The organism is Sorangium aterium (assembly GCF_028368935.1).
GTDB classification, from domain to species: Bacteria; Myxococcota_A; Polyangia; order Polyangiales; family Polyangiaceae; genus Sorangium; species Sorangium atrum.
The window spans coordinates 570204-582319 of the sequence record NZ_JAQNDK010000007.1 but is presented as its reverse complement, the minus strand read 5'-3'; the positions used below and the strand labels follow the sequence as shown (position 1 = coordinate 582319).

Here is a 12116-nt window from a genome sequence, read left to right as displayed (position 1 = left end):
TGGCCGCTGCGCACGGGCCACGGCAGAGCCGGGCTACGCGCAGCGTGGCAACGTCGCTCGGCCTCCTCGGAGCTCCGCGGCTGTCCTACCGGGGTGCCTCGTCGATGTGACCTGCTACTCTTAGCGCGAGCTTGGTTGCCCTGCCGGTACTCGGCCCTGGCCGAGCAGCTGGCCGATAGCGTCGTGAACGACACGGGCCGCCTCCTCATCCCCGATCGCGATGGCGCGGGTGAGTGTCTCGGCAAGCGAGGCGACCACAGAGGCCCGGGGCGACGGGAGGGCGGCTCGCCCCCTCGAAGCCCGAGGCCCGGCGGTTGGGCCCGGGTTGGCGCCATCGCTCCCGAAGGGGTGCGATCGGTGGTCACGTGCCTCCAGAATTGCGGGAAAAGCAACGGATCGCCACGGTTCGCCCCCGTAGATTCGTTCCGCGAGGACATCTCCGGCGCCGAGGCAGCCAGTGCCAATAGCCGATGGATGACCATCGCAATATTCCGGCGCGATCCGGGCTCCAGGTGCGCTGGCAGCCGAGACATCGCGTGGTCGGCATGGGTCGAGTGTGAGGCGCACGAGGGGAACGGGGCCTAGCACGTCGAGCACGTGGCCCAGCCTCTGCTCATATTTATCGGCTGTCCGAATCGCCTTCACATGGTCCGGATACTGCTCGGCAAGCTTTCCAGAAAGAACCCGCTCAGCGAACTCGGCGAAGGTGGTTTCCCCGGAGGCACGGGCGCGCGCTTCGCCCCTGCACAGGTGGTTGATCGCGAGCCGGACGTCACGGAGCGCGCTGCCCTCGCGCGCGGCAGCCTGCTCCAGCAGCGCAAGGCCGAGCACGATCCTGGGGGTGTCAAGATAGTTGGCCGTTGATCTGGTCACATCCTCATGAGTGCTTGAGCCTCGTGAGCCTGGGGGTTGAGGGGCACGGCGCCGATCGGTGTCCAGTTGCGAGTCTGGCCGGTCCAGCGCAAGGGCGTCCTGCGGCGGGCCCGCTGGTAGAGGGCATGGCGGGCGGCGAGCAGCGCGCCGTCGCGCCCCGCCGAGCTCCGTGCACCACACGGCGGCTCTGGCCCTCCGCGGCACCAGCCCTCCGCGGCACCACGGCACGGCCGCAGCCCGGGCGGCACCGGTGGCGGAGGCAGCGGTGAGCCCCCCGTCGGGGTCGCCTTCACAGCGACGTCGGTGTTTGAGGAAGGGCACCGGGTGGCGGTCATCGGCGCAGGGTCACGACCGCGATCGCCAGGGCCAGCCCGAGCGCGTGCGCGTGCGGATGCGGCGGCTCGATGACGTCGGCCGCAGGGTACGGATCCGAGGTGATTGCCTCCACGCCGGGCCTGGGCGGTGTCATGCGTGTAGGCGCGACAAGACGATTCGCATTTTCACCTCGCACCACTCGCGGGGCATCCCGCGCTAACCACGCGCACATCATCCGATGACGATGACCGTCAAGTGTCAACGGATGGGAGCGTTGTCGACGTGGTCGATCCGCTCCCAGCGGCTGCCCTCGAGGCGCACGATGTCCTTCGAGCCGACGACCCAGAGCGCGCCGCCGACGCTGTCGACCGTGTGCGCGTCCTCGATCTCGGGCACGAGCCCGGTCGAGACTCGCCGGAGGCTGCCGCGCTCGTAGGTGAAGAGGCCGCGCGGATTGGCGCCGCTTGCCAGGTAGATCCGGCCGTCGTGCCTGGTGATCGACGTGAACATCTGGCGCCGGCCCGAGACCGCGACCGCGCGGAAGCCTTCGCGCCGGTTGCCGCGGAGGAGCGTGCCTTCGCGCCCGCAGATCCAGATGCGCTTCTCGTCCTCGACGAAGATGCTCACCAGCGCCGCGGCCGTGACGGGCGGGAGAGCGGTGAACGTGGCGCCGTCCCAGACGAGGATCGTGCCGCGCGTCCCGATGACGTAGATCTCGTCCTCGCGTGGACCGTCGACGCAGTAAAAGACCTTGTGCTCCGCGGCCGGCGAGCTCGGCGCGCGCAGGAGCGCCCGGGCCCGCTCCTCGGGATCTTGCAAGAGCGAGCGATCGAGGTGCTCCCAGCGGCCGGCGCCGAAGTCTCCGCCGACACGGCGATAGACCTGCCCCCCGTTGTCCCCCCATGCACGACACGACATCGAGGGAGAACGATGCGAACCACAAGAGCGATCTATCTGTCCCCCGCGCTGCTCCTCGTCGCGGCCGGCTGCGGTACCGCACCGGGCCCCAATGAGCCGGGCGGAACGGGCTGCGACGGCACCTCGTCGTGTCAGGGTGACGCGCCGCCAGAGTCGTTCTGTCTCGAGCGCCTCGCCGCGGACGTGTGGGAGGATGGCTGCGGGGTGTTCGTGGCCGGCGTTTGGGGCGACGGCCACGACGCGAACCCGGGTACGAAGGAGCGGCCCGTGCGCACGTTGCAGCGCGCCGTGGAGCTCGCGCGTGCCGCACGAGGGCGCGTGTTCGCATGCGCCGACGGCTTCTTCGGGCCCCTCACGCTGCCTTCCGGCGTGGATCTCATCGGCGGCTTCAGCTGCATCAGCTGGAAGCGCATGCTCGACACGCGCTCGCTGATTCAGATCGCAGCTACCGACGGGATCGCTCTGACCGTCGTACCGGCGAGCGCCGGAGATACGGGAGCCGCGGACGGGGTATCGACGATCGTCGACTTGCGGTTCCAGTCGGGCGGCCCGATCGGAATGCTCGTGCAATCCGGCACGGCCGTGGAGCTCATCCGGAGCAAGGTTCGCACGTCGTACGGATGGGCAGGTCACGATGGCGAGAAATGGGGCGGGCTAAATCACGCAGCGATCGGACCGGATGGCGTGTACGGCGGCGATGCGTGCTCGGCAGACACCGTGCCCGGCGGCTCGGCGGTGGTGAATCGGTGCGACGGCGGAATTCCGAGCGTTGGCGGCAAGGGAGGCGACGGGCTCCCCGACGGCGCGGAGGACGGGGACGACGGGGAGCCGTCGCAAACTCCAAACTCCGGGCATGATGGGCGGGGAGGCGGCGGGGACGTGCCAGGCACCCATTGCAGCGGTGGACACCACGGGATCTCCGGCCTGTACGGCACCGTCGGCGCCGCGGGTCAGGGCATCGGGCGTATCACCGAGACAGGGTGGGAGGGCGACTGGGCAGGCGACGGCGGCAGGGGCATGCCGGGCCAAGGTGGCGGCGGGGGCGGCGGCCGTCGAGGCGAACTCGCCGTGTGCGGCGTGGGCTCCAAGGGAGGCGCCGGCGGTGGCTCCGGCGGCGCTGGCGGCTGCGGTGGCAGGGGCGGCCGAGCGGGCGAAAACGGGCACCCGACCATCGGCATCGTCGCGCTTCATGCCAAGCTGACGCTGCGCGATAGCGTCATCACGACCATCGACGCGGGTCCAGGCGGCGACGGCGGAAAGCCCGAGGAAGGCGGCGAAGGGGGCCGAGGCGAACTAGGCGGCGCCGTGGGGGACGGCTCGTGGTCCTGCAAGGGTGGCGATGGCGGGCGAGGGGGCGACGGCGGTTACGGCGGCCCCGGGCGCGGCGGCGACTCGATCGGCATCGCCTACCTCGACGAGGACCAGCTCACGCTGGAGGGCGTCACCTACGAGCTCGGTCCGCCGGGTAAGGGCGGCATCAGCTGGGACTGGTCGGGCGAGACGATCATGGGGGAGGACGGCATCAAGGTCGAGACGCTTCGGTTTCCCGAATAGCCTGTTGTGCTGCCGTCGACCGGCGGCGCCGCCGCGCCGACCTCCACGGCCTCACGCGAACCCTCTCCTTGGTTGGGCGCTTTTCTAAGGCCCATGCTTGGATGCGCTCGTGGCAGTCGTCGAGGAAGGTGCCTTGGCGAGCAGGAATGGTCTCGCATTCCTGGGACTACATGCCTGATACGGATCGGCATGAAAAGTCCAGTGCACATAGACCTTGCCGCCCGGGGACGAGATCGAAGGTGGTGGCACGTCGAAGGGGGCTGCGCGTCGCAATGCCGAGAGCGCGACCACATCGAAGACGACGGATCCACTGGATTTGGCGACGCCCAGCTTCGCGAGGCGGCCATCCGCCTGATTGACGACGATTTCGATCAACACCGCGAGATCTGCCGCGTCGCGGAGCTCGGGGTTCGCCTCGCGCGCGGCTGTCAACTCCTCCCCATATACCTCGTGGAGGCGCTCGTGCATGGAAACGATATAGAGGGCAAAGGGAACACGTGCCCCGCCGAGCGCGGCGGTGTTCCCTGCCTTGACGTCGGGGACATAAACATCGTCCAGCGCTTGTGTGGCTCGCCACTCTTCGACGGTCAGTCGGTGATGGGAGACAGTGTGTCTTGTCGAAGGCGCTGTCGTGGAGCATGACATCCCGAGCGCTGCCATCGTCAAGAGGTTCAGTGCGACGCATGGCTTGCTGCGTGACCATGGCAAAACGCTTGGGCGCAAGGCCCTCCGGTCAAGCCATCGAGCATACGAACAATCTCGCTTCACGTACTTCTCGGCCAAGACCGGCGGGAGCGTAGCGCGCGCTTTCGGGCGGAACCGCGACGGCGCACGCAGCCCCTGGGCGAACTCAGAGGCAAGGGAGGGCACCTCGACGTAGAGCAGGCCAACGGGCGCGTTGCGCAGCATCGGGCCGACGACCTGGAGCTGGTCGGCTTGCTCGCGACGAGCCGATTCATTCGCGCAATCCACCCACCGGCAGGTGCTGGGGATCGATGAACGCGTCATGTCGCGCATAATGCAGAACTGCTGCGAGCCGCTCTTCTGCCGACGTCTCGCGTCGAAGCTGGGCCTCGAGCCCGACGATGGCGTCCCCGACTTGCTCAAAGCTCAAGACGTATTCGAGACCTTCGAACATCCGAGGACGATGTCGATCGAACGGAAGAATGGTAACGATGGTGTCCAAGGTAACGTCTATTCCGGATGGAACATAAATATCCTCATCGGGCTCGTACTTTTGCCAGTTTTGAAGAATTTCTTTTAGTAGAGGTGTCCCCATTCACTCATCCCTCCCTGTCCGTTTGGGTGAAGTAGATGCTGCCAGGCCGAACCCGACGCGTGTTGCTCGCTCGGAACCAGCTGAAGTACGCCAGGTCTACCGGGAACATGATGCCATGTCCACCCCGTGGGTGATCTTCCAAGAACGCGGCCTGTTGGACTCAGGATCGTGCTCTCAAACTGTTGCCCTATGGTCTGACGAATCATTGGCGCAAGCTGTGGATCAGCCATCGCTCGAAGCAAATTCTCATTCGCTGCCGCGAAGTGCGCAGGGTATCGGCCGATCCCGGCCTTCGGGATAGCGGTCTCGAACGCGACCGAGTACGCTCTCGGTGTTACCGTTGCGGCTCCCGCCGCAGCCGTCGACTCCTCCGCGAGCGCTCCCAGCCCCCTCCCCGCGCCGAACACCGTCGCCGCGCCGAGGAGGATCGTCTTCACCCCCGCCGCACCCGCTGCCCGATAATCCTCCCGGTCGATGGCGAGGGCCGTGTCGACCCCATTGCGCCCAATTTCGTAGAGCGGGTTGACGGCATTGAGCGCGCCGAGAACGCCGTCGTCCTGGTAGCCGTCCCACATCGCGCGGCCGAGCGCGTAGGTGCCGTAGCCGCCCAGCGTAACCGCATTCAGGACCAGCGATCGCGCGAGACCGAGCGCCAGTTCGCCCGTCCCCTCGGCAGCGCCGAGCAAGCTCTCGCCGACCAGACTGGCGGGGCTCGTGGTCTCCGTCCACGACAGCGCTGGCTGGGGCACGAAGCCCGCGCTCGTCCCGAGCACGCTGACGTCGATCGGCGGCACGGCGCCGCCCGTCTCGGCAGCCATGGTATTGGTATCGGTGTCGGCGCGCGGCTCGTTCTCCGGCCATTGGCCGCCCACGTCGATGACGATCGGGTCGAGGCCGAGCTCTTCCATCGTGAAGTCCGCGCGGACCGGCGGGGGCCCAGCCTGCGGGAGCGCTTGCTGAAAGCCACCTGGGTCGACGTACGCGAGCGGGTTGTTCAGCACGTAGCTGTACGGATTCCAGCTCTGCCCGAAGGACGGGATCGACACGATCGGGTCCGTCGTCAAAAACCGCCCGATCCTGGGATCGTAGATCCTGCCCTTCATGTTCACAAGCCCGAGCTCGTCGTCGCTCTCGTGCCCTGTGAACCCCTGCGTTGTCTCGCTCGGGAACGACGCAGGCGGGCGCTCTCCCCAGACGGGGTTCTTGCGCTGTCCGAACGGGTCGTAGCTCCGCCGCTCGATCACGTCGCCGTCCTCGTCGGTGAGCGCATCGACGGAGCCGAGGTGATCGACATGCACGTAACGGGTGCCGTCGTCCGAGCCTCCCCGGGTCACGATCGCTACCACACGCTCCGGCGAATGGACATGGTACCGATGCTCTACGGCGCCCGATACCGCCTCTGTGACCCGCTCGTACAGGTCGCCGAAGTAGAGCGTCTCCTTTTCCGGGGTGGTCTTGCGGATCCGCTGCTGGTCGCCGTCGTAGCCGAACGTGATGGTGCTCGCGCCCTGCGTGATGCGCTCCGGCAGATCGAACGGCGTATAGCGCACCGTCGTGCCACCGGGCCGCGCGGTCTGATTGCCGACAGCGTCATGCGCGAAGGTGTCCGTACCCGCGCCGGTGACCGCGTGCGGGTGCAGCGGGTCGTCATACAAGAGGTCACCGACGTCCGACTTGAAGGTGAGATTGCCGTTCGGGCGGTAGTCGTAGCGGAGCGCGCAGGGCGCCGCCGAGCTCTCGATATCGCTGAAGTACGCGCACGTCAGCCGATGGAGCGAATCGTACCGGAAGCGCTCCGTCGTGTTCTCGGGCTGGAGCGCATCGGTGCGGCGCGTGAGATCCAGGAGATCGTCGAACCCGTAGTCCAGGTCCTGCACCTCCCCAGCGCCGCTCTGCGTCGCCATGTGCCTCAGGCGCTGCTTGTCGGCGAAGTAGGTCCGCTCCGTGACGGCTCCGTTGCCGAACACCTCCTCCCGGAAGCGCCCCGCGTTGTCCACGTCGGCCAAGCGCCAGTAGACGAGGTTCGTTCCGCTGTCGCGCACAGCAAGCACATGGCCGTGCGCGTCGCGATCGTGGGCCACGACGAACGGCGCCGCGCCGGCCGGCGCCGGGTACGTGACCGTCTCGACGCGGCCGAGCTCGTCGTAACCCAGCCTGGCCTCCAGGGGAGAGCGCTCGCCGTCAATGCGGAGCGCGATCGTGTCGAGCTGGCCACGGCCCGTGTACCCGTACGTCTTCTCCCCGTCCGGGCTCGCGAGCGTATGGAGCTTGCCGACGCCATGCGCCGCGGTGTCCCAGGTCCACGTGGTCGTCAGGCTCTCGGCACCGTCCTGGTCCACGCGCGAGCGGGGTCGACCGAGCGCGTCGTACGTCCAGGTGGCCTTTCGCTCGAGCGCATCGGTCGACCAAATCAGCTCGCCGAAGCCGTCATGGATCGAGACCGTCGTGCCCCGATCGGGATCGTCGAGCTGACGGACGCGGCCGAATGCGTCGCGCGTCGCGCGCGTCACTGCCTCGCCCGGATCGGTGACCGTATGCAGCAGTCCGAAGGGGCCGTACGCGTAACGGGTGATCCCGTCGGCCGCGTCGGTGATGGTCTTGATGCGCCCCAGCGGGTCCTGCTCGGTCACCGTCACATGATCGAGCGGGTCGGTGACGCGCACCTGCAGGCCATCGTATGCCGTCGTCGTGGTCGCGTTCCAAGGCGTCGTATGCCGCACTTCGCGGCCTACGGCATCGTACTCATAGCGATCGTACAGGATCCCGCTCTCGGGCGTGTCCTCCCTGACCGGCACCGAGCGCCGCGCGATGTGCTCGCCCAGCGCGTCGTACACGACTTCCTGCATGATGCGCTTCGCATCGCCCGAGCCCTCCGACGGCTCCGGTTCGGGCCCATACCCTAGCCATCGGATCGGGCGGCCGAGGCTGTCGAACTCCACCGTATCGTCGGCACCGCCGGTCGTGATCCTCCGCTGCCTCACCCGCCACGCATCCTGCGCCGGGCCGCCGTCATTGATGCGGGAGAGCGCGACCGTCGTCGTCGTGCCATCCGGGCGCGTCTCGCGGCCGGGCCGTCCGAAACCGTCATGCGCCCACGTCGTCACGAGCTGATTCGGATCGACCCGCTTGAGGAGCACGCCGAGCGCGTCGTCGAACTCCACGAGGGTGGTGTGCCCGGCCGCGTTCACGTACTTCTCGGGGAGCATGCCCTCCTCGTCGAAGTCCGTGCTGGATGTGCGCTTGTGCCCGAAGGCGTCCTCCGCCGTGACGCCGGTGATGTTCCCGAAGTCGTCGCGCGCATAGCTGAGGGTCAGCTTCGTGTCCGGAAGGCCGTCGTCGCTCTCGGTGGACTCGGTCTCCACCTCGCCGTAGATCGTGGTCGTTCGCGAGAGGGTCCGGCACTGCGACATCCCGGCCGCCGCGCTGCACTCCTTCTGCGTTTCGAGCTGGCCGAGGACCCAGCGCTCGGTGTCGTTCTTGAACGTCCGCGTGACCTTGAGCGTCAGGTCGACGCCATCCGTCGAGACCTCCTCGGCGCGCACGTTGCCGAACCTGTCGAAGTCCGTCACCTTCGATACCGAGTCGCGCAGCAGGGTCGCGCCGTCGCCGCCTCGCCCGATCTCCCGCACGTACGCCTCGACGGAGGGCACCGCGCCGCCCGGGGGCGGATAGACCCCTTGCGCTCGCCTCACCCGGCGCTCGGTGGGCAGCGTGAAGTACGTCGCGCCGTCGTTCGTCGGTACGAGCGTCCGCGTCACGTCGCTGAACGAGAGCTCGATCTGCTCCGGTCTGGGCTGGCTGGGCAGCCCCGGAGCGCCGTGCCACGTCCGCTGGACGCTCCCCGCGAAGGGAAAGACCTGCAGCTCGTCGTCGAAGGTGACGTGGTCGTAGACGTCGATCGTCACGGCACCCGTATCCAGGTCGGTGACGATCCGCTCGCCGAACCCGAGAAATCCGCGGCCCAGCCGGTGGTAGCGCCCGTCGCGGTAGCCGACCTCGAAGCGCCTTGCTCGATCCCCGCCGTTGTTGAGCGCGTACGCGCTGACCACCCGGCGGGGGCCCACGACGCAGCGCCGCGGATAGCCGCAGTCGTCCGCCGCGCCGGAACGCGCGACGTAGAGCGCGCTCCTCCGGTCCGGATCCTCCTCCGCGCCTCCGCTCGTGACCGGCGCATCGGTCAGGTGGCCGTACGAGATGCTCACGTTGGGCACGAAGCCCGGCTCGGTCGGCTCGTGCGCGTTCATCCCGTCAGAGACCGCGACCAGGAGATCCTGGTCGGCCGAGAGGTTCTGGAAGACGTTGAACACACCGCCGAGCGGCAGGATCACATCCTGGGCCCCGTCCCCGTTGAGATCGCCGGTGCGCGGCCCGCGCGGATCGGCGAGCGTGATCGCGTCACCGAGTTTGGCCTCGAAAGGAACCCCTGCGTCGACGAGCTTGAACGGCGGCCCCGCCAGGTCGCCCGTCGCTTGCAGGACGGCCCAGGAGGGGAGGACATTGGAGCCACTCAGCAGCATGCCTGGCGGGACGGGCATGAGGAGATCCTGCCGTCCATCGCCGTTGAAGTCGAGCGGCACCGCGAGGCGGAAAAGCGCGTCCTGGTCCGGGACCCCCAGCAGATCGCCGAAGCTGAACGCGTCGACGGTCCGGAACGGCGATATCACGAACGTCGACCCCGTGTTGACGTAGGTGTAGAGCTGGCCGCTAAAGCCGGATTCGACGGCATCGGGCAGGCCGTCGCCGTTGACGTCGAGAAAGACAACGCGGCCCCCCCGCGGCACGACAGGGAGCTTGGTGTCGATGACCCCCCAGCGTCCCTCGCCCCGGCGCATGATCGCCTCGTAGCTTTCTCCGATGAGGGCCGTCCCGTCACCAAACAACCTCACGGAGGGCACGATGAGATCGATCGTGCTGTCGGCGTCGATGTCGAGCGTGTGGAGCTCCATCGGGCAGGGATAGCCGGTGAGCAGCTCGATCGACTCGCCCGTGCGGTCGAATCCCGCGGGCGTCGCACCACGCGCGGGCCTCCAGAGGTGGACGGACCACACCGCGGAGAGCGGGTTCGGTACCAGCTCCTCGGCGTGGTCCTGGCACTGGATCAGATCCGGCACCGAGTCGCCGTCGAGATCGGCGAGGTGCACCGAGGCGCCGGGGCTGATCAGGCTCGGGGGCGTAGGCGTGACCCCGAGCGGGAACGGCCGGCGGATGCCCGTGTCATGGAGCGCGAAGGTCCGGTCCGGCTGGGACAGGAGCACGTGCCATGTGGTCTTGGTGTCGAAGACGTCGTGGAGCAAGACGTCCATCTGCCCATCGTCGTTGTAATCGAGCACCGTCCCGAGCTCGGGCTGAAGAAGGGCCGGGTCGGACGGTCCATCCGGATCGGCGACGAACAGCCAATCCTGGAGGAAGGCGAGCTCCGGCGCCGCGAGAAAGGATGGCGAGGCGCGGGGCCCGAGGTTGCGCGCCACCCCCCACGCGGTGATCGGATGCGACGGCGTGCTAGACCCCGCGACGATGTCCGGAATCACGAGATCGTCGAGGCCGTCGGCGTCGATGTCGAACACCATCGGGCTCGCCTTCTCGGAGACCGGCTTGTCGATGTCCGTCGTGAGCCGCTCGAATCCGGGTTTTCCGCGGCTGTACTGAAACCGTGTCGGGGGCTTGCAGACCCCGTCGCTCGCGCACTCCTCGACCTGGGTGAGGAGCGTCCGGCTCGTCGTCGGGCTCAGCTCGTAGCGGAAACCGTAGCTCCGGACCAGCGCGTCGCCCGGACCGAGCATCTGGATCTCCTCCAGGCGAAGCGAGCGCTGGAGCGCCATGCCGCCCGAGTAGCCCGTGCGAACCGCGGCCGAGTCCTTGTTCCCGTAGACGAACCGCACCGCCCGGGAAGGCTCCAGCGACGGCGCGCCCTCGAAGCTCGTGTAGCGGATCTCGTCCACCGCATATTCGGCCGCATGGCCGTCCTCGGCCTCTGCGAGGCAGTACGCGTACGTCATGGCGTTGCCGCGGCCGTCACGGGCCTCGTTCGCGAGCCACGCGCGCGGGACGCTGCCACGCGCGAGCGGCTTGCTGCCCTCGGTGCGCCCGTACTCGACGACGCGGCCGGTGGGCAGATAGGCCTCGAAGAAGAGCGCCTCGGCGGGCGCACCGCCTTCCGGAGGGTAGTGACCGACCACCTTGACGAAGGTATCCGGGAACGTGCGGTACTCGATGGTTCCCGGGGCCTGTCCCACGGGGACGAGGCGCTGGCCGTCGAGGCAGAGCCCGTCGTCTCCGTCGTAGCGCACGCCGCGGATCTCACCGTCTTGCGCGAGGCTCTTCGGACATCGTGTGATCGCGGACAGCCCGGTGAGGGAGAAACCGTTGCCGAGCACGCCGTCGCCGCCGTCGCTGCGGTAGACGATCTGGAGCCCGGGCCCCATGCCCGCACGCGCGGGCGGGGTGGCCAGGTCCATGGTGTACACGGACTCGCCGGTGCTCGTGATGGAGAACGTCCCCGGGATGGTGCCGGCGGCGACGGTCTCGACCTCCGGCGCGGGGCGGGACGTGGCAGGGCTGTGCGCGCGCTGCGTCCGGCAGGCGACGAGGCCAGGCGGCTCCGGAGGCGGCTCACCGAAGACGCACTGGCACCCGCCCGACGCGAGCACGCAAGCGAGAAACATCCAGAGCGGCACCAACGCCCGGAGCGACCAACGCGGAACTGGCGACATCGCAGCCTCCCCGGCGAACAGCAGTGCCACGGCGCTGCATGGCGCGTCAAGCGCTGCGCTCATGCCGAACCGCGGCAACCATGCCGAGGTCGAGGCATTCGTGACTGCATCTATGCCTGTTCGACGTGCACGCGGCGGGCACCACAGCTGCCCTCGTCGAGGCGCGATTGGCCGTCCATGACGAAGCCGCAGCGAGGAGAGCGTAGTCCGAGCGTGAAAGCGTGCGTGACGGTGCGCACACTTCCTCCACGGCCAAGCACGCTGTTATCAGCGGCGCCTCGTACAGCCCGAGATTGAGTGGATTGACCCAGTAGGGGAGATCAGCGCGCACGACAGCGATCGCGACGCCCGACAGTAGCCCAGGCGCGCGGTGGGGGGACGAGGAGCTCGAGGACATCGTGCAGCGCGTCCGAGAGCGCACGCTCCGCTGGCTCCGAAAGCGCGGCCTGCTCGACGAGCGCCCGAAC

The 12116-nt window shown here is 68.3% G+C and carries 7 protein-coding genes; 2 read left to right on the top strand and 5 right to left on the bottom strand.

Annotation, left to right across the window (positions count from 1 at the left end; translation table 11 throughout):
* Positions 1 to 645 precede the first annotated feature (645 nt).
* Positions 646 to 864: a hypothetical protein gene (locus POL72_RS50105; protein WP_272104538.1), complete on the top strand. Its 219-nt coding sequence runs from the start codon at positions 646 to 648 to the stop codon at positions 862 to 864.
* A gap of 340 nt (positions 865 to 1204) precedes the next feature.
* Here the strand turns inward: POL72_RS50105 and POL72_RS50095 are convergent, their stop codons facing one another.
* Both POL72_RS50095 and POL72_RS50090 read right to left on the bottom strand, forming a co-directional pair.
* Entirely contained in the window at positions 1205 to 1342 is a 138-nt protein-coding gene (locus POL72_RS50095; RefSeq protein WP_272104033.1) for a hypothetical protein, read from the bottom strand.
* A gap of 104 nt (positions 1343 to 1446) precedes the next feature.
* On the bottom strand, positions 1447 to 2106 hold the full coding sequence (locus POL72_RS50090; RefSeq protein ID WP_272104537.1) for a beta propeller repeat protein: 660 nt from the start codon (positions 2104 to 2106) through the stop codon (positions 1447 to 1449).
* Positions 2107 to 2118: 12 nt separating this feature from the next.
* On the opposite strand from POL72_RS50090, the gene POL72_RS50085 reads away from it, so the two are divergent.
* Positions 2119 to 3660 (top strand): hypothetical protein, encoded by a 1542-nt coding sequence (locus tag POL72_RS50085; RefSeq protein WP_272095881.1) that lies wholly within the window; start codon positions 2119 to 2121, stop codon positions 3658 to 3660.
* A gap of 84 nt (positions 3661 to 3744) precedes the next feature.
* Here POL72_RS50085 and POL72_RS50080 read toward each other — a convergent pair whose 3' ends face one another.
* Genes POL72_RS50080 through POL72_RS50070 form a run of 3 tightly spaced genes read right to left on the bottom strand, consistent with a single transcriptional unit; the run spans position 3745 to position 11649 of the window.
* A complete protein-coding gene (locus POL72_RS50080) occupies positions 3745 to 4677 on the bottom strand; it encodes an energy transducer TonB family protein (protein WP_272095882.1) in 933 nt (310 codons plus the stop codon).
* Positions 4616 to 4939: a DUF7716 domain-containing protein gene (locus POL72_RS50075; RefSeq protein WP_272095883.1), complete on the bottom strand. Its 324-nt coding sequence runs from the start codon at positions 4937 to 4939 to the stop codon at positions 4616 to 4618. Before POL72_RS50075 ends, POL72_RS50080 begins: the two co-directional genes overlap by 62 nt.
* A complete protein-coding gene (locus tag POL72_RS50070; RefSeq protein ID WP_272104535.1) occupies positions 4921 to 11649 on the bottom strand; it encodes an RHS repeat-associated core domain-containing protein in 6729 nt (2242 codons plus the stop codon). Before POL72_RS50070 ends, POL72_RS50075 begins: the two co-directional genes overlap by 19 nt.
* Between the last annotated feature and the right edge of the window lie 467 nt (positions 11650 to 12116).